The following is a 24,347-nucleotide window of genomic DNA, read 5'->3' on the forward strand; positions in this document are numbered from 1 at the left end:
ACACCAGCCCTCACCAACCAGGTTGGAAAAGGCTCAGTGAAGGCGGCGCCTGCCTCGAAGCAGCCCTTACCGCCGGGGCAGTGCGCGTCCGGGACACCAAGAACCGAGGACTCTCGATGAAGCCCGTACCAGCCGATTCGTGGGCTCACTTCCTCCACCACATCCTCCGCAGCTGAGCCAAGACGTCCTCTCATGTGGTGAGTCTGCGGTGGACACGAGGGCAGACACTGAGTCCAGGCGCGATCGAACGCAGCTTGTCAGCGTGAAGGAGCTGCCGGACAAGCCGAAGGTCCGGGCGAGGGCCCGCCAGTTCTTCAGGTGGCCGATGCCATGCCCGACTCGGATGCGGTGTGAGGAGTAGGCCCTGCGCTGCCGTTCGTGCATTTCCTCGTACCACTCGGGCGGGTTCCTCCTGAACTTCCGGTGCGGCGGTGTCACTACGCGCCCGCCGGTCTGGGCCCCCAGTCCTTGGTAGCCGGCATCGGCCAGGACCTCCACGGCCGGACCGTTGGCCAAGATCCTGACCAGCCCCAGCTTCCGGGCATGCGTGATGTCCACGCAGCTCGACGGCACGGCCGGGCTGCAGAACAGCAGTCGCTCCTCGGCGCCGGTGGCGACCATGGACTTGACCGCGTTCTGCTTGCTCTTGCCGGAGACGAACCCCGCCCGATCCTTGTGCCCAGCTGCCGGGCGCCGGACCCGGATCCCGGTGCCGTCGATTATTCCGGTCTGCCCGGTTGCGCCGAGGTGGTCAATGGGGTGGCACCGTGGCGGAGGTGCACGAGCGCGGCCGACAACCGGTCGACAAAAACCAGTTTGTGCTTCGCTCTGCGCCGACCGCCCGGCGGCGGGGGCATGACGCCAAGGCGACCGGGCCTCCTGGCAGCCACCCGAACGGGCGCCCGCCGAGCTTCCGAGCAGCGGGGCACCGCTACGCCACGAACCTCACATACCTCGATCCGGCCCCACCCACGTGACCTTCTTGTCCCCGGAAGTCATTGGCAATCTCCGAAAATGCACGGGCCCCGGATAAAAAGCCGCACTATTGGGCCCAAACATATCCTCCCCCACCAAATAGCGATAGAGCCACTCAGAGAAAGTGCAACGATACTCGAAAAACGCCTCCGTGCCCACAAGGCAAAAAATTCGCCCTTCAGGCCTATCTAGAGAGGGGGCCCAGAGAACCGTTTCCGACCTGTTACTCCCCATAAGCTCCACCAGTCCTCGAGGGGTTCCAAACTCAAGCCTCTCCAGACCCAATGCAGCACGCACCCCCTCTTCACCCTCCACGTCTTCCCAATCCACGCCCGAAAGGTCCTTCGAAGTCGTTTCTATGCTCTCTCTCAGATTCCATCGGTGAGTGGCGGGATGACCCAAATAGAAGTGGTAGTTCAGCACCACAGGCGCATAGTCGTCGATAATCTTCCGGTAATCCTTGGGCAGCTCGAATCCGAGCTCACCCTGAAGCCTTTCCCACGCACCAGCATCCTCGCCGACACCAGAAGCAGGACCCAACATTTCGAGCACACGGGACAGAAAAGGGAATTCACTCATCACTGCTGATACCTCGGGCAAGTAGGGGAGCCCTCAGTGGTGCCCCCAGTAGGATTTTGCGTGATTATACACACCTTCGACAGCCCTTCCTCGGGAACAGAGTACGAGTAGACAATCTTCGTAAGAACACCGGAGTTCGACCGCTCATACACTGGAACCACCGACAGGTAGGCGATTATGCCCTGGTGAATTCCTTCATATCTCGGCTTCAATTTCAGCACTGAAATGCGGCGCGCCCTCCCTTGTACTCAGCCAATCCACGACGAGTATCTGGCTTCTTCAGCGCCGACAGCAACGGACACGAAATCTGGAGGGCCGTCCGACGAGAGAGAGGGGGCACTCGTTGAACTCATCCAACCGAGGAGCAGCAGGAACAACCATCGGAAATGCTGGTCACGAAGCGCGACGTGTTGACCTGATACGCCACAAGAGTTGAGCTCGGCCGCCCAGGCAAACAGCCTGGGCGGCAGCCGCCTGCCTCTAAACCTGCTGACACATCACGTCGGCCAAGGGCTGGTGGTGTCATAGCCTCGAATCTCTCCCTGGCACCACCAGCAAAATCCGATCCGCCTGACAACCCCCAGACAGACTCCCACCGAGGCAACCACGCGCCTACGAATGGAAGACACACTCAACCCCGGACCTCACATACCTCGATCCGGACCCACCCATGTGACGCTCTTATCCTCGGGACTCATTGGCAATCTCCGAAAATGTACGGGACCCGGATAAAAAGCCGCACTATTGGGCCCTATCATGTCCTCCCCCACCAAATAGCGATAGAGCCACTCAGAGAAGGTAAACCGATACTCATAGAACCCTTCCATACCCCAAAGGCAAAATATTCTACCCCTAGGCCAATCTAGAGAAGGCGCCCAGAAAACCACTTCCGACCTGTCGCTCCCCGCAATCTCAACAAGCCCTCGAGGAGTTCCGAACTCAAGCTTCTCCAACCCCAGTGCACCACGCGGATCCCACTCGACCCCCACATCTTCCCAATCTACCTCAGAAAAAGCCGTCGCACTCCTCTCGATACTTTCCCCGAGATTCCATCGCGAAGTGGCAGGGTGATGCAGATAGAGGTGATGGTTCAACATCACGGGGGCGTAGCTGTCGATGATCTTCCGATAATCCTCGGGGAAACCAAATCCAAGTTCACTCTCAAGTCTTTCCCACGCATACACATCCTCACCGGCGCCGGAAGCTGGGCCCAGCATTTCGAGCACACGGGACAGAAAAGAAAAATTACTCATCACTGCTGATACCTCGGACATGTAGGGGAGCCCGTAGTGGTGCCCCCGTTAGGGTTCTGCGTGACAATACACACCTTGGACATTCCTTCCTCAGGAACAGAGTACGAGTAGACAAGCTTCGTAGGTACACCGGAATTCGGCCGCTCATACACGGGAACCACCGACAGGTAGGTGACCTTATCTTTGGTGAAATTCCTCCATATCTCAGCTTCGATTCCAGCACTGAGGTAGGGCATATTTGTCTTCTGGTACTCAGCCACCAGGTTCCTCAAGTCAATTCCCGAACCATGAGCCGCAGCGGAGACAAGATGGCCATTGGCAAAGTTATGACCTTGCTTTTCTATCTCCCTCAGGCCCGGCGGTTGCGTGTATCCGTTCGTATTCGTTCCCGGTGCCCTGCGTCGCGGATTATGGTCGCCTTTGTCGAGTCTGGCGACGACTCCCGTTGCCCTGCACTGCTCCTGGGGGACATCGCTGTCGTACATGTCCAAGTATCGCTCCCGAGGCATGTACAACTGATGCCCACGATAGCCCACCCCCGGGCCGACGTCACAGAGCCCGTCTTCTCTGTTCCTGCCGCCATTTTTCCCGCCGGGGGTATCGACGGTCATGAGGGCTTCCGGATCGTAGGCCTCACTTTCGAAGTAGGCCACGACGTCATCGACGGTTATTTCGCTGCTCCACCCCTTCGTCGGGTCCCATTCCCCGGCATCGCGATCGTAGTCGGGCCGGGGGGCGGGGAGGTCGGGGGCCGGGACGGGGTTGGGGCCGCGGTTCGGGTTCTGCGGCGGGATGTAGCGGACAACCGGTGAAGACTTCCGGCTTCCTCCAGCGCCGAGAGCAGCGGACACGTAGCCCGGACGGCCGCCCGGCGGAGAGGGAGAATAGCGCCCGTTGGTCCCACACCCAACGGTGCAGTAGGAACGACCACCGGTACGGCTCGTCGAGGAGCGCGATGCGTTGGCCTGGCTTCGCCACAAGAAGTTGAGCTCGGCCGCCCAGGCAAACGCCTGGGCGGCAGCCGCCTGCCTCTGCGCCTGCTGACGCGTCGCCTTGGCCAGGGCCGAGTTGTTGTTTCCGAAGACGTTCGCCGACCCACTGGAAGAGGAGGAGGAAGCCCCCCCCATGTACTTGTTCCATGCCAGTACTCCGCCGACCGCCAGTCCGGCTCCTGCCCCGATCGCTGTTCCCCATGGGCCGAAGAACGACCCTGCCGCACCCCCCGCACAAGCCGGAGCGGTCACCACCGTGGCGCACACCGCCGCATGCCCATCCGGGTCGACATACATCAGCGGTGAGCCGGCGCCGTAGGTGTAGCGATTGGCGTGGACCGACGGGGTGGGGTCGAGCAGCGAGGTGTCGCGGGAGGCGAAGGCCCCGGTGCCGGGCTGGTACCAGCGGGCGGCCATGTTGACGTCGCCGCTCTCCGGGTCCGTCCATCCGGACTGGTACCCCACCGCCGGGTTGGTGCCGTCCTCGGCCAAGGATCGGCCGAAGGGGTCAAAGGCGCGGGAACCGACCAGCTCGGCCCCGTCGAGGGAGAATCCGGCGATCACATCGGTGTGCTGGTCGGTGATCAGCCAACGACCCTCCTCGTTCGCGCCGTTCACCGAGGCGAGGAGTCCCCCTCCTGGGTTGCGCACGTAGTGCGTGGTGCCGTCGAAGAGGAGGTTGCTGGAGCCTCCGTCGTAGGTGAATCGCGTGTTTCCGTGGTGGGTGACCCGGTCCAGGGAGTCGTAGCGGAAGGGCGTGTCGCCGTCGGTGACCTTGCGCTCGAAGGCGTCGAAGGTCAGTGCCCGGTCTGCCTCGTCCGGAGCGGTGACGGTGGTGAGGGTGCCCCGGGGCGTGTAGGTGTAGGTGCGCTCGCCGTCGGCGAGCAGGCGATTGCGCTCGTCGTAGGCGGCGGTCTCCTCCCCGTGGCGGATCCGGTTGCCCGAGGCGTCCCAGGCGTAGGCGACGGTGGTGCCGTCGCGGGTCCAGGAGGTGAGGCGACCGGCGTCGTCGTAGGTGTAGTCGTCGGTGCCTTCGCCCGCGAACCCGCGGGTGGACTTGCGGATCAGCTGCCCGTCGAGGCCGTACTCGTACTCGACCGCGGCCAGTTCCTCGCTGTCCTCGTCATCCTCGTTGCCGTCGAAGAGCTGGTCGCCGACCAGTTGGCCCAGGGTGTCGTAGTGGTAGACGCGTTCGGCGTCGTACTCCGGCCGCCAGGAGAGCGCGGAGGCTTGCTCGCCGGCCTTCGTGGCGTTCGGGTCCTCGTCGTCCTCGTCGGTGGGGAGTTCGTAGCCCTCACTGATGGGCCGTCCCGTGAGGTCGTGGGAGTACCAGACCTCGGCGCCCATGGCGCCGTCACTGACATGGGAGAGGTCGCCGGCGTAGTTGTACAGGAAGGTCGTGGTGCCGCGGGCGTCGGTGCGGCTCGCCATCTGTCCAGCACGGGTGTAGGAGTAGGCCACGTTTCCGCCCGGGCCCGTGGCGGTGAGCAGGACTCCTCGGTCGTTGTAGGTGTAGGTGTTCGTTCCGAGGGCCTCCGTGCCCTGGGAGGTCATCCGTCCTGCCAGGTCGTAGGTGAAGCGGCGTTCCTCGGTGGGTGCCTCGGCCCCGCTGCCGGTTTCCCGGACCAGGCGTCCCAGGCCGTCGTAGGTCCTTTCACGAACGACGCCGCCCGGCAGCCACGTGGTGACCGGCTGTCCGGCCTCGTCGTGCAGGACGGTCCAGGTGCGGTCCGCGGGATCGGGATGGGCGTCGGTGGCGGCCTCGATGGTCGATTCCAGCAGGCCCGCCGGGGTGAAGGTGTAGTGGGTCGTGTTGCCGCGTCCGTCCGTGAGGCGGGTGCGGTTGCCCGCGGCGTCGTGACCGAACGTCGTGGTGATCGTCTCGGTTCCGTTCACCGGTTCGTTCTGCTCGGTCAACCGTCCCAGGGCGTCGTGGCGGTAGGTACGGCGGATACCCGTCGGCGACACGAGGGCGGTGCGATTGCCTGCCGCATCGAACTCCATGAGGGTGGACCGCTGTACGTCCTCCTCCGCGCCGTACTCGTCGACGCGCACCACGTTGCCCACGTGGTCGTGGTGGAAGACCGTGCGGTGCTTCTCGTGAGCCGTGAGGGCAATGCGTCGGCCGAAGTCGTCGTACTCGTATTGCGCCAGGTCGACCCAGGCGTCGTACACGAGGACGGGTTCGCCGGCAGCGTTGTACTCGGTGGTGTTCGAGTAGCGGGAGCCCGTGCCGGGCAGGACGGTCGCTGTCCGGTTGCCCGCCGCGTCCCACCGGTAGTCGGTGGTCAGGTGCACCAACTCCGGGTGACGCTCCACCACGGTGCTCGTCAGTTGCCGGCCGAGTTCGTCATAGGTGGCCTCCACCCGGGCGCCGGTCGGGTCGACTGCCGACAGTTGCAGGCCGGTCGGGGTCCAGGTGTAGCGGTGGATGCCCCGTCCGTCGGTCGTGGTCACCGGGGGGCCGAACGCTTCGGAGTCGGTGATGAGTGGACTCGTGAGCTCGGCGGACGGAACGAGCCTGTCCGCGGGGCGTCCCAGCAGGCCGGTGACCCCGTGGCCGGTGGAGAGCGGGCTCGAGGACTCTGCGGGCGGATCGATCCTCAGCACGGGGTGGCCGAGTTGGTCGTAGCGGTACTCGGTGGTCCGGCCCATCGGGTCGGTCTCGGCCACGATCCGGCCCACGGCGTCGTAGGCGACCTCGGTCACGGCAGTCACCGTGACACCGTCGGGACGCTCGTGGGAGGGCGCCGTGGTGGTCAGAGGACGGCCGAGCCTGTCGGTGGTGACCTGGGAAAGCTCACCATCGGCGTTCCGGGCCGCTGTCACCTCTCCGAAGGTGTTGTACCCGACGAGGGTCTCCAGGCGGGTGTCGGCCGCCGGTTCCCCATGGCGCTCCACGGTGACCTCCGGGGAGAGCACCGCTGCTTCGCGACCGAGGGCGTCGTAACGGAATTCGGTGGTGTGCGGGGCCGGATCGGCGTCCTCCACCATTCCGAGCGGGGCGACGGTGGCCGTGCGAAGACCCAGCTGGTTGTAGCTGTGGGCGACGGTGGTGGAGTCGCCGGGGCCGGCGATCGTCTCCGTGAGCAGGTTGCCCAGATGGTCGTAGGTGAAGGTGTCGACGAGATCGCCGTCCGAACCGTGGCGGGTGCGGGTCAGGAGGCGGTCCTCGTCGTCATGGGTGAAGGTGGTGCGCCGGTTCAGTCCCTCGGGGTCGAGAACTGTCGCGGTGACCCGTCCTGTGGCATCGAGTGCGCGAGCGACCTCAGTGGCGCCGTCTCCCGTCACCTGCCGCACCAGCTGGCCCGCCGGGTCGTAGAGGTTCTCCTCCAGGACGATGTCCCGGGGATTTCCGTCCTTGTCGACCACGTCGAGCGCCGTGATGGTGGCCGGGAGACCGTCGTCGAAGTAGGTGTGCACGACGGTGGCGCCCAGAGCGTCGGTGACCGAGGCGAGCCGGCCGGCGGGGTCGTAGGCCCGTGACTCCAGGACGAGATCGCGGACGCCGCCCTCCGGGTCGCCCTCCCAGTCCTCCAGGGTCGTCTCCGCGAGCCGGCCACGCGGGGTGTAGGTGGAGCGGACGGAAACGCCCGAAGCGTCCGTCACCCGGGCCACCCGGCCCAGATCGTCGTGGACGAAGAAGGTCGAGTTGCCCTCCGCGTCGATGACCTCGCGGTTCAGACCGTGTGCGTCGTATCGGTAGCTGGTGGTCCGCTCTGCGTCGCCACCCGTCGAGTCCGCCACGGTCTCGGTGCGCAGACGGCCATCGCCGTCGAAGGTGCGGCGGATCTCCATGGTGTGGGTCTCGCCCGTGACCTCGTTCTCCACGGGCACACCCGTCTCGGTGACGATCCGGGAGAGGGAATCGTGGACAAAGGTGGAGGTCAGCCCGTCGGGGTGGTCCTCGGACACGACGGTTTCCGACAGCTTGCGCCCCAGCCCGTCGTAGGTGAAATCGGTGACGATCCCCGAGGCCTCGGTCACCCGGGCCACGTCGCCGGTGGCGAAGTACTCATAGTGGGTGGCCGAACCCCCGAAGGCGCGGATGCTCGCCACCAGGTCGGGCGGAACGGTGCCGCCACCGATCGCCGGTTCGGTACCCGTCGTGTAGGTGCGGGTCGAGGTCCGCCCGTCGGCCAGGGTCGTCGTGGCCGGCAGGCCGGACGCCGTGTAGGTCATCGAGGTCCGGTAGGTGGTGTCAGCAGGGCCGGAGGAACGCGCGTCGCTCGTCGACAAGGGCTTGCCGTTGCGCGGGTCCAACAGCTCGGAGGCGTCGTGGTGGTACGAGGCGAAGGACGTCTGACAGTCGTTCGGCGCACGGCAGGTGGTGGTGGAGACGGCGTTGCCTGCGGCATCATGCCCCGTGATGGTGGAGTTGCCGTTGGGGTCGGTCACCGTGTGAAGGAACCCGCCGGTGTCGTAGGCGAAGGTCGTCACCCCGCCCTCGGCGTCCGTGGAGGCCACCGTGCGCCAGCCGTTGAGAGGAGCGTAGGTGGTGGAGCTGGTCTCCCCCATCGGGTCGGTGACCGTCACGGTCGCACCGAGTGAGTGGTGTTCGGGGTTGCTGCGTGCCAGGTAGTGGGCCGTCACCTGCTCCTCGGTGAGGCTGTGACGGTAGAGCGCGACCTCGTCGAGGGCACCGTTGAAGTAATAGGTGTTCCCCGGTGCGCCCATCCATCCGCTGCTGCCATGCCCACCTCCGAGGTAGGCGTAGGGGCGGGACTGTTCCAGGATGGTGCCCTCGAGGGTGCCGACCTTCACTCCGTCCAGGTAGAGCGTCTGGGTGTTCCCCGAGCCGGACAGCACCACATGGTGCCACTGGTCGTCGGTGACGGTCTGGGGGGACGTGATGGTGCGGGCGCCTCCACCGGACAGGGGCGCGTACCACTCACCCCGGAGTTTGCCGTCGACATCGATGTTCAGCACAGCGCGCCAGGAGGAGGGCGTCTGTCCTATGGGTTGGTTCTGGAAGCCCAGGAGGACGCCCCGGGGTCGGTTGGTGCGGAACCACAGCTCTGCGGTCAGGTCACGGGTGCCGGCGAGGATGTCTCCGGGGATCTCGACGTACTGGCCCTCGCTGGTGAACCGGGCCGCGGTGGTGCCCCCGCCCCCGAAGGGGCCCCAGTAGGTGTGGAGCACGCCGGACTCCGAGGCCACCGCCGGATGCCGGCCGGTCTCGTCGGCCGCCCGGACGCCGGAGGTCTCCTCGAAACGCCAGTAGGCGGCGGGAGCACTGCCGATCACGGTGTTCCGGTAGGCGGTGCCTGTACCGCTGAGCAGTGAGGAACGCAGTCTCCATCGTTCCAGCACCTTCGTACGGCCGTCCCACCAGTTGGTGCGGGGGCTGATCAGGGAGTGGTCGTAGAAGGCGACATCCGCGATCTGACCGGAGAAGTTGTGATAGCCCCCGGCCCGGCCGTTCCAGCTCGCGGAGGCGTACCCGCCACCGATGTAGGTGTGGGTGAGCCTGTTGCTGTCCGTGCCGTGGGAGTTCCAGCCGTGCCGGACACCGTCGATGTAGAGCACCTGGCTGTCCGCCGTGGCGGCGAGGATCACATGGTGCCATTTGCCGTCGTCGACGTAGTGGGTGGAGACCAGGGAGGTGGAGTCCCCGGGATAGCGGAACCGGCCGCGGAGCCTTCCGTCGTCATCCACGAGGAGCATCGGCCACCAGCCGGTCGGGGTTTCCCCGAACTCGGCGTCCTGCATGGCCACGAGGACTCCGGACTCCTCGGTCCGGAACCACAGCTCCACGGCCTGCTCGTCGGTCTCGCCCCAGGCCTCGTTGGGCACCTCCACCACTGTGGAGCCGTCGAAGACGGGAGCGCTGGTGTCCCCCTCGGCGAACGGCCCGGCTCCTCGACGCGGAAGGTTGTTGTAGACGCCGTTGACGTCGTCACCCGTCTCGCTGTGGGCGACTGCCGAGGCCCGGTCGTCCAGACGCCAGTACCCGGTCGGGGCGTCGGTGAGTACGGTGTCCGCGAAGCCGCGGGACCCGTTGCCGTACGCGGGGTCCGAGACCTGCCAGGTGCCGCCGTTCTCGTCGGTGTACTCGCGCAACCGGCCGGTGACGGTGTCGTACTCGACCTCGGCGTGGGCGCGCCCCGAGGGCGGGGAGACCCGTATCAGTCGGCCGGTGGAACGTCCCGCCGCGTGGTGCTCGGCCACCGTGGTCGCGTCGAGGGGGTGGTGGTAGACGGCGACATCGTCCATGTGGCCGGTGAAGCGGCGCACTTCGGAGGGGCCGCCGTCCCAGCGGGAGTCCGACCACCCGGCGCCGAGATAGGTGTAGGAGAGTTCCCGGTGATCCAGCGGCCCCTCACGGGAACCGACCCTGCGGCCGTCCAGATAAAGCGTCTGGGTGGTGCCGGCAGCGGTGAGGACCGCGTGGTGCCACTCATTGTCGGTGACCGTCTCGGCGCTCTTGATCGGGTCGATGGCATCGACCGAGCCGGTGTAGAGGAATCCGCTGAGCTTGCCGTCCGCGTCAACGGTGAGCGGAGGGTTCCTCTGCTCGGGAGAGCCCTCGTCGAGGGGTGAGTTCTGGAAACCGACGAGCACGCCCGAGTCCGTGGTACGGAACCAGAGCTCGATGCTGAGGAAGGTGGAAGCACTCAGGATGTCGTGGGGCAACTCCACGTGGGAGTCGGTTCCGTTGAAGGCGATGGCGGTGTCGGTGCTGCCCGCCAGGGCGCCGGGAACGCCGTACTCCACGTCGTAGTGGGCCGCGTGGCCGAGGCCGGTGCGGGAGGGAGCGACGCTCTCGGCGGTCTCTCCCGTGCTCTCACCCAGCGGCCAGTAGGCCACGGGGTTCGCGTCCAGAACCGTGCTTCGGTACAGGGAGCCCTCGTCGTACTCGTACTCGGTGCAACCGCGCTGCGGTTCGGGTGGACAGACTTCCGCCAGCAGGCCGTCACGGTAGGTGTAGGTCCAGGTGAGACCGGGCTCGTCGGGTCCCACAGCGCTGGTCGTCACCGAGGAGACCCGATCGCCCTCCCAGGTGAAGGCGAGGGTGCGCTCCGAGGCGACATCATGCGCGGTGGTGAGCTTTCCGCTTTCGTGGGTCAGACGCTGTTCGCGTCCGGCGCCGTCGGTGATGCGGGTCAACGATCCCGTGGAGTCGAAGGTGTACGTGGTGGCCGAGGAGGTGCGCAGTGTCCAGCCACCGCCGGAGGTTGCGACCAGGGTGTCGCCGCTCCCCGCCGGGCTGGTGTAGGTACCGTTCGCGTTCCTGCCGAAGCGGACCCGGCGACCGCTGGCGAGGGTGACGACCACGTTGCCGGTGTTCTCCGCCACGGCCCGCATGTCCCAGCGGGAGGACCAGCCGCGTCCGAAGGCCGTGTCCGTGCGGGGGTCCAGGGAGTTGTACGCACGGTGCACGGCGAGTTCCGGACCCACCGTGGTCACCGAGGCGTCGGTCGCCGCAGTGGAGTAGTTGCCCGTTCTCGCGCCGAAGTCCTTACCGTTCTCCCCGCCCAGGTGGCCGGTCACGGCGGGTTGAGGTACCCGGGTGGTGAAGAACGCCGGATTGGGCCTGAGAGAGGTGTCCTTGCCGTCGTAGACGTAGGCGTACCAGGCGTAGCTCTTCTCCCAGGCCAACCACTCGGAGGGCACCGCCCACTGCTGGGATGTGATTCGGCTGCTCTGCCTGCAGTTCTTCCGCGCGTTGTCGCCCTCCACATCGCAGACCTCGAAGGTGTACCGGAGCGCCGAGGGGTAGTGGTCGGGATCGGTGCCCCTGGCCCACAGGGTGGGGGTCAGCGTGTCGAAGACGGCCCCGCTGCCGGGAGCCGCGGCCACCAGTTGCGGAGGGATGTTGGAGGTGGAGATGCGGACGGCTGCGCCGGGTATGCCCTCCGTGGTGAAACGCCTGACCCCGTAGTCGGTCATGGTCCACACCAGTGTGTAGGTGCCGGGGTTCAGGGGAGCGATCTTCGCGTCCAGTGTGACGCTGCTCCCCGGGGCGACATCGCGGGGCATGGTCGTGTAGCGGCGCAGCGAGGAACTCGTGAGTTCGGTGCCCGCCGAGTCGTAGAGCCTGTAGGTGAGCTGGTAGTTGCCGTCCTTTCGCCAGGTCTCGCGGCCCTGGTTGGTGACCGTGATCCGCTGGGCTCCCTCGCCGGTGGCGGTCACCGGGGTGATGAGCTGTCCCGGCTTGTAGACGGCCCCGTACTTCGACCACGTGATGTCCAGGCTGGGCTTGCCGTTGGGGTACCGGGTCGACCCGAACTGCTTCCAGCCTCTTGAGTCGGTGGTGAAAGCCTTCACCGCCAGGCCGTAGTTCTTCTTCCGCCCGTGGGTCCAGTCGTCCACCAGCTTCCGGCCTGCGGAGCCCAGGGGGATGGTTTCTCACTTGGGGGCGCAGGACCAACTGGTGGTACCCGAGGGACGCCAGGCGTTGGCGAAGCTCCTGGACCCGAGCGCCGCGCCGGTGGAGGGCCCCGGGTAGTTCTTCAGCGTCGCGGCGGACCAGTTCTGTGTGATGGGGTGAACCGTGACCGGCCGCGCGGTGCAGGAGTAGGACCAGGTGTTGTAGAGCGCCAGGCGCGCGTCGAGGACCCAGGCATCCTTCAGAGTGGTCTCCACACCGGCGAAACGGAGGAAGGACGCGGCGGTGTGCGTTCCGCCGTCGTAGGTGCCGACCTTCAGAACAGTGTCGGTGGAGAAATTCTGGTTGTAGGGCTTCTGGACGTAGGTCGAGGAAGTGGCCTCCACCCGGGTGATCGAGGGATCCACCTTCACGGGGTACACACGCTCGGTGTCATCCAGCCACTCATCGTCGAGCGTGACGATCAGGACCGTGTGACCGTTGCCCTCCTCGACGAGCTCGTACTCCACACCGCCGGATATCTCGCCCTGCCCCGAGTGCTCTCCGAAAGCGGAGTCCTCCATCCACCCGGCCGGCATGATCGCTCGCACACCGCCGTCCGCGTCCACAAAGGCGACGTTGCCGTCCTCGTCGAGCCCAGCGGTGAGCCCTTCCAGCCGGAGGAGGAAGGTCCACTGCCGAGGCGCGTCGGGGCCGTGCAGGATCATGGTTTCCTTGATCCCGTCGCCGGCCGCGATGAACTCCAGATCGGCGCCCGGAAGGGCCTCGGGGTAGGTGATGACCGCGCCCTCGGCGATTCCCTCGGCTGCCTCGGCGTCCCGCAGGGAGTACGCCACCGCGTGCTCGTCATCCAGGCGCAACTCCGCCAGGGGCTCGGAACGGGCGTCGGCGGCGAACCGGATGTCCACTTCGGTGGAGGTGGTGACCCAGCCCGTTCCGGAGTGTGCGGTCAGGCCTGCCGGTCGCTCGGCACGAAGAGTGGCGTCGATCTCCTGCCAACTTCCGTCGCGGAGCCGGAAATTGACCTGTTCATCGTAGAAGCGGGTGGTACGGGTGCCGTCCTCGTTCCGGAAGGTCCGCGAGCGGGCGTCACGCTCCTCGACCAGCTCCTCGCTGGTGCGCTCGTCGAAACCGGGAACTTCCGGTTCCCCGGCGTCGCTTCCCGCTTCATCGAGAACCTCGGCCTTCCCGGTCTCCGGCTCACGAGCCGTGTTGCCGGGCGTCCAGCGCTCACGGGGCTCCTCCGGGGGCAACTGACCGGGCGCCTCCTGAGGCGGCCCTCCATTCCCTTCCGCCTCGGCGGTGGTCGCACCGGCGGGCACCCGATGCGACAGACCCTCGGCACCTCCCCACTTCTGGACGGGCTTTGCCGAGGCAGTTGAGGAAGCAGGGGGACCCCAGGTGCGCACCGTGGCAGCGACCATCTCCGTGCCGGTGAGAAAGACCATCAGGAAGGCAGCAGTCACAGCGAGTGGTCGCCAGGCGCGCACAAGTACTCCCAGTCATCACGAATAACGCCCCGTGGCGCCATGCGCACCTAACATCCCCAAGTCGATCACACGAAAATCCATGCCTCCCTATGACCTGCACCACAAGCCCTCGCCGCCTCCGCCGACTTGAACGGGCACCTTGTCGCACTCACATCAGAGGGGGAAGCTGATGGCACAACAAGACCTGTAACGCCGACGACCGGAACGAGCCGAGCCGGCAGAAGAGCAGCCCCCAGCCAACCCGGGTGAATACTTCGAGCTCGCGCCGTTGCCCGGAGGCGACGCGGGCGTCCGGGATTCGAAGAACCCGGACCACTCCCACCTGTGCTTCACCTGAGCGGAGTCGGCGGCCCGCAAGGGCGGCAGACTTCTCAGATTCCGGCCACCCATGAAGCGCAGCAGGACACGTGCCCCGGCCCGCTTCGGAGAGGCGGGCCGGGGCACGGCGGAGGCGCGGGCAGGGGCGCGGGTGTCAGCCCACCAGGCGGTAGGCGGTTCCCCAGTCCGTCGGGTTGCAGTTCCCGCGGTAGCGGCGGTCGGTGTCCGTGTACGAGAAGCCGGGCGGGATGGTGCACGCCCAGATGCCGGTGCGCGGTACGGCGAGCAGGTAGGCGGTCCCCCAGCCCGACGGGTTGCAGGCACCACGGTCGCGACGGTCGGTGTTGGTGTAGGTGTAGCCCGAAGGGACGGTACACGCCCAGATGCCGTCGGCCGGGTCCACGACGTAATAACTGGTGCCCCACCCACTGGGGTTGCAGCTACCGCGGAATCGGCGGTCGGTGTTGCTGTAGGTCTTTCCGGCCGGGACGGTGCATGCCCAGAAGCCGGAGGCCTCCACGCCGCTTCCCAGGGCCGCGGGCGCGACGGAGGTCGTGGCACCTGCGGGCGAGGCGGTCAGAGCGCCGAGGGCGAGCGCTGCCACCCCGGCCGCCGCGGCGACGGCGGTGCGGATCCTTGATCGCTTCATGTGACGGACTCCTTGTGCAGAGCGCAACGGAAGGGGAACCGGCCGGTCGTCGCATCGCTCCGCTCGTCGGCTGCGACGATCACCGGGCCAGTCATGCTCACATCACATGTGATGATCGGCAATGAACACCCATTCCTCGCGGTCGCACTCCGGCCGTCTTCCGTGAAGATCCCGTGCACGGCTTCCGTCCCGCTTGGCGGCGGCGTGAAGGCGGTGCCCGCAGGCGATCCCGCCGGGAGACGTATCCGGACATCATGGGGTGCGTCTCGCTCGGCCCCCTGCCCGCAACTGACCGAAACGGCATCCCGCTTCCCACTTCACCGTTGACCGGCGGAGCGGAACCGCCCACCATCGCGCGAGGACTTTCGTATTCCCGCCGTGTGATCGCCGCCAGGGGGCAGGCACAGCTGAGCACCCCCTGGCCCGGGCAGCACGGGCCCTGCCTTCACGGACACGGCGGAGTCAGCGGCCGGTGGTGCCGTCGATGAGTTCGCGGAGGATGTCGGCGTGGCCCGCGTGCCGGCCCGTCTCCTCGATCATGTGGGTGAGTGCCCAGCGGACGCTGGGGGCGGGGCCGCCCGGCCGGGGACGGGGTACCGGCGCGGAGAGATCGGTGCAGTTGTCGAGCACCTCGTTCGCGCGCCCGGCCGTCTCCCGGTAGCGGGCGACGACGTCGGCGACGCTGTCCGCCGGCGCGGCGTGGAACGTCGCCTGCCAGTCGGTGACGTTCTCGCCGAGGAAGAGCGAGCGTTCGACGAACGTCAGGTGGTTGAGCAGGCCGAGCAGGTTGGTGCCGGACGGCACCGCGGCTGCGCGGACCCGCGGTTCGGGCGCGCCCTCCACCTTCACGGCGACCGAGGCGCGAAGGTAGTCGAGGAAGCCGCGCAGGACCTCGGTCTCGCTGCTCCCGGTGCGGGGCGGCGGTGTGTCACGGCGGCGGTTGCGGCGCGTGGTGGCGGACACGGGGGTTTCCCTTTCTTCAGAAGACGGCTGATGCGCGGTCAGGCGGTGCGGCGGAGGAGCAGGACGTGGTCGGTGACCTCGGCGGTCTGCCCGCCCGGTCCGGTCGCGACCCTGCGCCGCGTGTCGGCCCGCTCGACCGTCCACCCGGCCGGGTCCAGAGCGATGCCCTCGGCGATCTCCCGCGGGGTCGGGAACCTGATGTCCGGGTCGCGGTTCCACGACCACGGCGCCGCCGAGCCGTGGTCGACCACCAGCAGCCGCCCGCCCGGACGCAGCGCGTGCGCGGCCGACCGCAGGACGGCCGCTCTGTCCAGGTCGAGGGGGGTGTGCAGGTAGTGGGCGCTGACCAGGTCGAACTCGCCGGGCGGGAACGACGTGTGCAGGTCGTGCCGCGCTGCGGTGAGGCGGTCGCCGAGGCCGCGGGCGCCGGCCAGGGCGGCGAGCCGCTCGACGGCCACGGCCGAGATGTCGACTGCGGTCACGCGCCACCCCTCGCCTGCGAGCCACAGCGCGTCGCCGCCCTCTCCGCACCCGAGGTCCAGGGCGTCGCCGGGCGTCAGGCCGGTGAGGTACTCGGTGAGCCGGGCGTTGGGGCGCGGTTCGGTGGCGGGCTCGCGCGCCGCGTGGACCTCGTCCCAGAACGTGATGGCGTCGGTGGCGTTCATCCGGGTTTCCCTCCGTCGGTGTGAGGCCCACCATCTCCCCCGCGTCGCGATCCGGCACGGAAAGTTGCCGTTCCGGCAAGATGGTCCCGTGGACCGGGAAACCAACGACGTGCTCGACGCGGTGGGGCCGCGCCTTCGTGCGCTGCGACGGCACCGCGGCCTCACCCTCGCCGACCTGGCGACGACGACAGGTGTGTCGGAAAGCACCCTGTCCCGGCTGGAGAGCGGGCAGCGCCGCGCGACCCTGGAGTTGCTGCTGCCGCTGGCGCGTGCCTACAACGTTCCGCTGGACGACCTCGTCGGTGCGCCGCGCACCGGTGACCCCCGCATTCACCTCAAGCCGATGAAGCGGTTCGGGATGACCTTCGTGCCGCTGTCCCGGCGGCCGGGCGGGGTGCAGGCGTTCAAGATGATCATTCCCGGCCGGCCGAAGACCCCCGAGCCGCCTCCGCAGACGCACGACGGGTTCGAGTGGCTGTATGTCCTCAACGGTCACCTGCGGCTCGTTCTCGGCGACCGTGACCTGACGCTGCCCCCGGGGCAGGCGGCCGAGTTCGACACGTCCGTGCCGCACCGGCTGAGCAGCGCCGACGGCTGCGCGGTCGAACTGCTCATCCTCTTCGACCCACAGGGGATGCGCACCCACATCCACGCCGACCCGCACCGGCCTGCCGGCGAGTCCTGACCTGCCCGCCCCGGGTGGAGCGGGCGAGGGGGTCAGGAAGTCTTCTTGTCCTTGTCCTTGTCCTTGTCCGGAAGGGGCTTGCTCCGGACGTCGACGCCGCCCCAGAAGGCCAGGCCGGTGACGACCACCCGGGGCGCCCCGGGATCACCCGGGCCGCTGTTGCTCTGGTCGAAGCCGCCCATGATTCCCACGCCACGGACCTCCACCTCGACGCCCGGCGGGACCGTCACGCTGACGCCGCCCATGATGGCGTAGGCGGAGATGACGACCTCACGCTCCTCGAACCAGGCCTCGCGAAGGTCGATGTCGCCACCGCCCATCAGGGCCAGGCAGCGGAATCTGCGGGGCACCGTCCACGGGCCCCTGCGGGAGAACCCGCCCATGATGGCGATGCCCGTCCGCGAGGAGGCCCGCCGCCCGATGCGGGCCGCCCAGCCGCCCCGGGCGGGTGCGACCGCCTCCGTCGCGGTCCGCCCGGAGGCCTCAGGAAGGTCCCGGGTGAGGGGCTCCAGCTCGCCACGGGTGCGCGCCCGGTACACGGAGTCCAGGCGCTGGTCGAACTCCTCCATGGTCAGGCGGCCTTCGGAGACCGCCTCCCGCAGCACCTCCGCGCACCGCTCCCGTTCCGCGTCGGACGCCCGCATCTCCGGCAGCTCAGATGTCATGTGACGCAGCTTACGTGCCCCGGCGCGCGCGGATATCCCGACCCGTCAGTCGGCCAGCGACGGGGCGCGGCCGAGGAAGCGGAACGTCCCGCCCTCCACCCGGTAGAGGTACAGTCCGTCGCCGCCGTGGGCGTACCGGCCGGCGGGATCGAAGGCCAGCTCCTTGGCCACGCCGCGGTGGCTGTCCTCCTTCAGGCGGCCCGGCAGGCCCGGCCGCAGGTCGGGGGTGCCGCCGTCCTCGATCATGCCGCGCACCGCCTCCAGCAGCATCCGGGCCGCGTCGTACGCCTCCGCGGCGTAGGGGCCCGGTGCCTCGTCGAAGCGCTCGCGGAACACGGAGGTGAAGCCGGCCACCCGTGGGTCGGCCGCCGGATCGGTGAAGGGCGCGATGAGCAGCCAGCCCTCCCCCGCGCCGCCCGCGCCGTCCAGGAACTCCGGGCTCAGCACCGCGTCGCCGGCCAGGCACGTGCCGTCGAATCCGTGCCGGCGCAGGGCGCGGGCCAGCCGCGCGGCCCCCTTGGCGTGGCCGCCGTAGACGACGGTGTCGACTCCGCGGTCCATGAAGTGGGCCACCACGGGGGCGAAGTCCTCAGTGCCGCGGGGCACGACGCGCGGCACCAGGCCGACGCGGTCCCGGTCCAGGGCACCGGTGAGCGCCCGGGTCAGTTCCCAGCTGTAGGTCTCGGCGGTGCGGTCGTCGATCAGGCCGATCCGGCGGGCCTCCAGCTCCTCCTCCAGATAGATCTGAAGTGCGAAGCCCTGCCAGGCCGTCGGCGGCCTGGCCTGGAGAAGGGAGTGGTACTCCCGGTCCGAGTTCTCGTCGGAGAACGAGCCGACGGACAGCGACACGAAAGGAAGCCGCTCGTCCTCGTACACCACCGCCGCGCGTTCGGCGGAGCTCTCGGCGGACGGGCCGATGACGGCCGCGACGGCGGGGTCGGCGGCGAGTTCGGCCGCGACGGCAGCCGCCCGCGCGGGGTCGCCGCTGTCATCGACCACCCGCAGGACGACATCGAAGGGCGGGTTCTCCACGACGGTGTACTCCGTGACGGCGAGCTCCGCCCCGAGCTGCTGTGCCCTGCCGTGCCGGGCACCCGGCCCGCTGAGGTCGGCGTGCAGGCCCAGCACCCAGCTGCGGCCTCCGCCGGGGTCGGCGTCCGCTCCCGAGCGGGAGGCCAGCCACGCGGTGAGACCGCCGACGAGGAACAGGCCTCCGGCGGACGCCGCGGTCAGCAGCCGGCGGCGGGTGGGAACGGGCGCCCGGTGGCGCGAACGACCACGGCCGCCGGACCGGGCCGGAGAGGCTTCGGCCCCGGACGCGCCGGCGCCGGCGGCGGACGCGACCGAGGGCGGCGGGGGTGCCACGGGGCCCGGTGTGTCGGCACGTTCCTCGGCGTGGTCCCGGACGGTGCGGGCGAAGGGGTCGGGCAGCCAGCCGTCGCCCTCCGCACCGGTGGTCAGTTCGCGGTGCAGCTCCGCCGCCGTGGGCCTGACTTCGGGGGCCCGGGCCAGGCACGCCTGGACGACCTCCAGCAGGCTGCGGGGGACGTCGGCCAGGTCGGCCGCGTCGAACCTGAGGCGGTTCCGGACGGTCTCGGTGCTGCCGCTGCGGAAGGGGGGCCGTCCGGACGACGCGTAGGCGAGCACGCAGCCGAGCGCGAAGATGTCGGCGGCCGGTCCGGGCCCCGGGGGGTCGGCCGCGGCCCGCTCGGGAGAAAGCAGGTAGCAGGTGGCGCCCGCGTCGCCTTCGGTGCCGCCGCCCGCCAGTGCCATCTCCTGCTGGGCCCCGCCGATGCCCAGGCCCGTCAGCCGGGGGCCGTCGCCCGTCAGCAGCACCTTGTCGGGCGCGACGTCGCCGTGGATCATCTCCGCCCGGTGCACGGTGGCCAGCGCGTCGGCCAGCATGGCGCCCAGCGCCTGCACCGACCGGCGGGGCAGGGCTCCGTTCCGCTGGACGACCGTGGTGAGGGAGGGTTCGGGCAGGTAGGGGGAGGCGAGCCAGAGGCAGCCGGGGTGCGTCGCCGCGAGGGCGTCGGCGGCAATGACCGGCACGATGAACGGGTGGCGCACCGCCCTGGCGGCGGCCGTCTCACGGGTGAAGCGCGTGCGGAAACCGGGGTCGCAGGCCCAGTGGCCCCCGATCGTCCGCACGGTGACCATGGCGCCTCCCGGGGAGCGCGCGAGGTACACCTGTACACCCGGTCCTCCCCCGCTCAGCCGCCGCTGCAGCCGGTAGACGTCGATCCGGGAGGGGTCGGAGGGGCGCAGCGGCCTCCCCGGCGGCTTTCCGGACGGACGGAGGGCGGCGCTCACCGGAGCTCCTTCTCGATGGCCGCCTGCATGAGGGTCAGGACCGGGCCGGACACCTCCCGCAGGGCGGCGTGGTCGGGGTGGTCCGCACTGCCCTTCACCGACAGCGCGACGATGACGGGACCGGCCCGGGAGACCAGCCACTGGTAGGCGTAGGGGCCGCCGTGGAGATCGCTGTGGAACAGACCGCGCTCGTCGATCAGGTCGTCCACGGCGGGGTGGTCCCCGGAGGTCCCGGCGGAGGTGAGGGAGGTGACGCGTTCGTCGGAACGCAGCTGCTGTTCGGGGCAGCGCAGGACCTCCTCCAGGATGTCCGCCATGCGGGCGTCGGCGCTGTCCTCCCCGTCATGGACCGTGATGGAGTACATCACCTGGAGTGGGCCGCCGCCCTCGGTGACGGCGGGGCTCTCGACGTAGCGGGTGAGTCCGGCCAGCACCTGCGGCGGCAGCGGCTCGCGGAGCCACACGCAGTCGTCGCCGAGGACCGCCCAGGTGTCCGGGTCCGCCTCGTAGGGGTCCTGGGGCCGGAAGCCGCTGCCGAAGTCCTCGGGGGCCACCGCCACCGCGCGCACCACCTCGCGCGCCTCGGCGGCGCTCCGGGGGGTGCGCAGGCCGTCCGTGGCGGGAGCGGGCACGCCGCCCGGCAGGGGGACCGTGCCGTCTCCCGCTGCGCCGGCGGGCGGCGGGGTGTCCTCGGTGGTCCCGGGGGTGGCCGGGGCCGGGCCGTCCGCCGAGGGGCCCGGGCCGCAGCCCAGCAGCAGCGCGGCCGAGGCCAGGGCCGCGCACATCCCCCGAACAGACTTGCCGTGCCGCACGGTCGGGGCCCCCTTGCTCGCACTCTTGGACCGTCTCCGGACGGCCACACCCTAGCCCGCGGCCCCCGGCCTGCGGGAGCGCATCGTTGTCACGGAAAGGACACAGCTCGTTCCGGAGCGCATTGGCGCCGTCCCCGCGGCGGCGTCCGGCCACAGGGCGCCGCAGGGCCCATATGCGGTGGACTGTCCGGGGCGGGGCGGCCAGACTCGCCTCATGGAATCACTTCTGCAGGGTGAACGGCCTCAGTTCGCACCGGATACGACCTACCTCAACACCGCGGCGCACGGGCTTCTGCCGGCCGGCACCGTCACCGCGATCCGCACTGCGGCCGACGAGATGGCCGGCGGGCTGCTGGACCAGGTGGCCTACTACCGTGCGGTGGAGGAGGCGCGGGCCTCCTACGCCCGGCTGCTGGGGGTGGGCGCGCACCGCGTGGCGACGGGCTCCACGGTCGCGGTGCACACCGCGCTGGTCGCCGGTTCGCTGCCGCCGGGTGCCGAGGTTCTGGTGGCGCAGGACGAGTTCAGTTCGCTGGTGACGCCGTTCACCACCCGGGGGGACCTGCGCCTGCGGCAGGTCCCGCTGGAGAAGATCGCCGACGCGGTCCGCCCGGAGACCGCGCTGGTGGCGGTGTCGGCCGCGCAGTCGCTGGACGGGCGCGTCGCGGACCTGACGGCGCTGCGTACGGCCGCCGCACAGCACGGCGCCCGGACACTGGTGGACCTCACCCAGGCCGCGGGCTGGCTCCCGGTGTCCGCCGAGGACTTCGACTTCACGGTCTGCGGGGCCTACAAGTGGCTGCTGTGTCCGCGGGGGACGTCGTTCCTGACCGTCCCCGAGGACGGCGGGGGCCTGCGCTCCCTGCACGCGGGCTGGCTGGCCGGCCAGGAACCGTGGGACAGCTGCTACGGCCCGGTGAAGGTGCTCGCCTCCGACGCGCGGCGCTTCGACGAGGGGCCGCCGTTCCTGTCCTATCTGGGGGCCGTGCGGTCCCTGGAGCTCATCGAGCGGGTCGGCCGGTCCGCGATCGCCGCTCACGACCTGGCCCTGGCCGGGCGCTTCCGGGCCGGCCTGGCGGACCTCGGGATGACGCCGGTGCCGGCCGACTCCCCCATCGTGTCCGTGCCGGGGACCGGTGACGTCGCGGAAGAGCTGAACCGGGCCGGTGTGCGCGCCTCTGTCCGGGGCGGCAGCCTGCGGGTGTCCTTCCACCTGTACAACACGGCCGGGGACGTGGACCGCGCCCTGGACGCCCTGGCGGGCCCGGTGGGGCGCAAGAGGCCGTAGGGGCCGCGGAGGCCGGGATCCCCGACGGCTCGCATACCGACCGGTAACGACATCTATGCAGGGCACACGCACCAGCCCTATGGTTCCGTCATGCCGAACCTGCCCGATGTCGTGCTGTGGTCGATCCCGGCCTTCCTCCTGCTCACCGTCGTGGAGGTGGTGAGCTACCGGCTCCGCCCGGACGACAGGTCCGCCGGATACGAGCCCAAGGACGCCGCCACCAGCATCACGATGGGCCTCGGCAGCCTCTTCTTCGACCTGCTGTGGAAGATCCCGGTGGTCGTCATCTACGCGGCGGTCTACGAGTTCTCCCCGCTGGAGATCCCGGTGCTGTGGTGGACGCTGCTGCTGATGCTGGTCGCCCAGGACTTCTTCTACTACTGGTCGCACCGGGGCCACCACGTCATCAGGATCCTGTGGGCCTGCCACGTGGTGCACCACTCCAGCCAGAAGTTCAACCTGACCACGGCCCTGCGTCAGCCGTGGACGAGCTGGTCCTCGTGGATCTTCTACGTGCCGCTGGTGGCCGCCGGCGTCCACCCGGCGGCCCTCGCCTTCCTCCACTCGGTGAACCTGGTCTACCAGTTCGGCATCCACACCGAACGGGTCGGGAAGCTCTCGCGGCCGGTCGAGTTCCTCTTCAACACCCCCTCCCACCACCGGGTGCACCACGCCTCCCAGGGCAGCTACCTGGACCGCAACTTCGGCGGCATCCTCATCGTCTGGGACCGGCTGTTCAAGACGTTCACCCCGGAGACGGCGCCCTGCGTCTACGGGCTCACCAAGAACATCGACACCTACAACCCGCTGCGGGTGGCCACCCACGAGTACGTCTCCCTCGCCCGGGACCTCGCCGGGGCCCGCAACTGGAGGGAGCGCGCCGGGTATCTGCTGCGCGGCCCGGGCTGGCAGCCCGGGGCCCTCTCCGGTGCCCCGGCCCCGGGGGACACGGCACCGGCCGCGGCGGCCGTCCCGTCCGGCGGCGAAGCGCTGACCGCCGCCACTCCCCCTGCCGCCGAGCGGCGCTCCCCGGTGGCCTGAGGCTTGTGGGCCCGGCCGCGGGCGGCACGACGCCACGCCGGAGCGCACGGGTGTTCGTTGACGTGGCAACTCCCGCTGCTTAGCGTGCGTTCATGCCCCGTACCCATGATCTCGTCCTGGTCGGCGCCACCGGCTTCACCGGCACCCTGACCGCTGAGTACCTCGCCCGCCACGCACCGGCCGACTGCCGGTGGGCGATCGCCGGACGCAACCGGAGCAAGCTGGAGCGCCTGCGGGAGAAGCTCGCCGCCATCGACCCGCGCCACGCGGAGCTCCCGCTGCTGCACGCCGACGTCACCGACCCCGCCTCCCTGAAGGCGGTGGCCGAGGACACCCGGGTGCTGGCCAGCACGGTCGGCCCCTTCATCCTCCACGGTGCCGCGCTGGTGGCCGCGTGCGCGGAGGCCGGTACGGACTACCTCGACATCACCGGCGAACCGGAGTTCGTCGACCTCATGTACCTGCGGCACCACCGGCGGGCGCAGGAGACCGGGGCCCGCCTGGTGCACGCCTGCGGCTTCGACTCCGTCCCCTACGACCTCGGGGTCCTCTACACCCTCGGCAAGCTACCGCAGGGCGAGCCCGTCCGGGTGGACGGGTACGTGCGGGCGTCCGGCATGCTGTCCGGCGGCACCCTGGCCTCGGCGCTGCTGATGTTCTCCCGCACCCAGCAGGTGGCCCGCACCGCCCGGGAGCGGCGGGAGGCTGACCCGCGCCCCGAAGGGCGCACCGTGCGCACCCCGCGCGGGCGGCTGCACCGCAGCCACGTGCTGCGGGCCTGGGGCGTGCCGCTGCCGACCCTCGACCCCCAGGTGGTCGGCCGCTCGGCCGCCGCGCTGGACGCGTACGGGCCGGTCTTCCAGTACCGGCACTTCGCAGCGGTCAAACGGCTCCCCGTCGCCCTGGCCGGCATGATCGGGGCCGTCAAGCTGGCCGTACTGGCGCAGATCCCCGCCGTGCGCCGCGCGCTGACCGGCCGGCTGGGCTCGGGCCAGGGCCCGAGCCCCGAACGCCGCTCCCGCAGCTGGTTCTCGGCGCGGTTCGTCGGGGAGGCCGGCGGCCGCCGTGTCCTCACCGAGGTGGCCGGGGGTGATCCCGGCTACGAGGAGACCGCCAAGATGCTCGCCGAGTCCGCTCTCTGCCTGGCCATGGACGACCTGCCCCGCACCTCCGGGCAGGTGACCACGGCGGTCGCGATGGGCGAGCCGCTGATCGCCCGCCTGGAGCGCGCCGGCATCACCTTCCGCGTGCTGAAGCGGGCCTGAGCGGGACGGGGCAGGCCGCGGGCCACACCGGCTCCGGCGGCCTGCTCGCCTGCCCTTCCAGA

General features: G+C 69.4%; 15 protein-coding genes and 1 pseudogene. 5 read left to right on the forward strand and 11 right to left on the reverse strand.

The window, feature by feature from the left end:
- Window positions 1–176, forward strand: a 176-nt coding sequence (locus ABD299_RS13610; protein ID WP_344262200.1) for a DUF397 domain-containing protein, incomplete at its 5' end; no start/stop codon positions are given.
- Between the two features lie 160 nt (window positions 177–336).
- Here the strand turns inward: ABD299_RS13610 and ABD299_RS13615 are convergent.
- The 8 genes and pseudogenes from ABD299_RS13615 to ABD299_RS13650 form a co-directional block, all read right to left on the reverse strand.
- A pseudogene (locus tag ABD299_RS13615) lies at window positions 337–921 on the reverse strand (transposase family protein); the annotation flags it as partial.
- Between the two features lie 24 nt (window positions 922–945).
- Window positions 946–1,554, reverse strand: coding sequence for an SMI1/KNR4 family protein (locus ABD299_RS13620; RefSeq protein ID WP_344261960.1), 609 nt, complete (start codon window positions 1,552–1,554; stop codon window positions 946–948).
- Window positions 1,555–2,198: 644 nt separating this feature from the next.
- Window positions 2,199–2,828 carry an SMI1/KNR4 family protein gene (locus ABD299_RS13625; RefSeq protein ID WP_344261962.1) on the reverse strand — a complete coding sequence of 210 codons (630 nt, stop codon included), beginning with the start codon at window positions 2,826–2,828 and terminating at the stop codon, window positions 2,199–2,201.
- On the reverse strand, window positions 2,807–12,115 hold the full coding sequence (locus tag ABD299_RS13630) for a LamG-like jellyroll fold domain-containing protein (protein ID WP_344261964.1): 9,309 nt from the start codon (window positions 12,113–12,115) through the stop codon (window positions 2,807–2,809). Before ABD299_RS13630 ends, ABD299_RS13625 begins: the two co-directional genes overlap by 22 nt.
- Before the next feature lie 36 nt (window positions 12,116–12,151).
- Window positions 12,152–13,597, reverse strand: coding sequence for a DNRLRE domain-containing protein (locus ABD299_RS13635; protein WP_344261966.1), 1,446 nt, complete (start codon window positions 13,595–13,597; stop codon window positions 12,152–12,154).
- A gap of 496 nt (window positions 13,598–14,093) precedes the next feature.
- Window positions 14,094–14,588 (reverse strand): hypothetical protein, encoded by a 495-nt coding sequence (locus ABD299_RS13640; protein WP_344261968.1) that lies wholly within the window; start codon window positions 14,586–14,588, stop codon window positions 14,094–14,096.
- Window positions 14,589–15,050: 462 nt separating this feature from the next.
- On the reverse strand, window positions 15,051–15,551 hold the full coding sequence (locus tag ABD299_RS13645; RefSeq protein WP_344261970.1) for a DinB family protein: 501 nt from the start codon (window positions 15,549–15,551) through the stop codon (window positions 15,051–15,053).
- Window positions 15,552–15,589: 38 nt separating this feature from the next.
- Window positions 15,590–16,216, reverse strand: a complete 627-nt coding sequence (locus tag ABD299_RS13650) for an SAM-dependent methyltransferase (protein WP_344261972.1) — start codon at window positions 16,214–16,216, stop codon at window positions 15,590–15,592.
- An 88-nt stretch (window positions 16,217–16,304) separates the two neighbouring features.
- On the opposite strand from ABD299_RS13650, the gene ABD299_RS13655 reads away from it, so the two are divergent.
- Window positions 16,305–16,901, forward strand: coding sequence for a helix-turn-helix domain-containing protein (locus ABD299_RS13655; RefSeq protein ID WP_344261974.1), 597 nt, complete (start codon window positions 16,305–16,307; stop codon window positions 16,899–16,901).
- 32 nt (window positions 16,902–16,933) lie between these two features.
- Here the strand turns inward: ABD299_RS13655 and ABD299_RS13660 are convergent, their stop codons facing one another.
- Genes ABD299_RS13660 through ABD299_RS13670 form a run of 3 tightly spaced genes read right to left on the reverse strand, consistent with a single transcriptional unit; the run spans window position 16,934 to window position 20,691 of the window.
- A complete protein-coding gene (locus ABD299_RS13660; protein WP_344261976.1) occupies window positions 16,934–17,566 on the reverse strand; it encodes a DUF1707 SHOCT-like domain-containing protein in 633 nt (210 codons plus the stop codon).
- 45 nt (window positions 17,567–17,611) lie between these two features.
- A complete protein-coding gene (locus tag ABD299_RS13665) occupies window positions 17,612–19,879 on the reverse strand; it encodes a bifunctional serine/threonine-protein kinase/ABC transporter substrate-binding protein (RefSeq protein WP_344261978.1) in 2,268 nt (755 codons plus the stop codon).
- Entirely contained in the window at window positions 19,876–20,691 is an 816-nt protein-coding gene (locus ABD299_RS13670; RefSeq protein ID WP_344261980.1) for a hypothetical protein, read from the reverse strand. The genes ABD299_RS13665 and ABD299_RS13670 overlap by 4 nt, the downstream gene beginning before the upstream one ends.
- 214 nt (window positions 20,692–20,905) lie before the next feature.
- On the opposite strand from ABD299_RS13670, the gene ABD299_RS13675 reads away from it, so the two are divergent.
- The 3 genes from ABD299_RS13675 (at window position 20,906) to ABD299_RS13685 (ending at window position 24,285) form a co-directional block, all read left to right on the forward strand.
- Window positions 20,906–21,979 carry an aminotransferase class V-fold PLP-dependent enzyme gene (locus tag ABD299_RS13675; protein ID WP_344261982.1) on the forward strand — a complete coding sequence of 358 codons (1,074 nt, stop codon included), beginning with the start codon at window positions 20,906–20,908 and terminating at the stop codon, window positions 21,977–21,979.
- Between the two features lie 90 nt (window positions 21,980–22,069).
- A complete protein-coding gene (locus tag ABD299_RS13680) occupies window positions 22,070–23,020 on the forward strand; it encodes a sterol desaturase family protein (protein ID WP_344261984.1) in 951 nt (316 codons plus the stop codon).
- A gap of 92 nt (window positions 23,021–23,112) precedes the next feature.
- A complete protein-coding gene (locus ABD299_RS13685; protein WP_344261986.1) occupies window positions 23,113–24,285 on the forward strand; it encodes a saccharopine dehydrogenase family protein in 1,173 nt (390 codons plus the stop codon).
- Window positions 24,286–24,347 lie beyond the last annotated feature (62 nt).

It is taken from the genome of Streptomyces sodiiphilus, assembly GCF_039529215.1.
Classification (GTDB): domain Bacteria; phylum Actinomycetota; class Actinomycetes; order Streptomycetales; family Streptomycetaceae; genus Streptomyces; species Streptomyces sodiiphilus.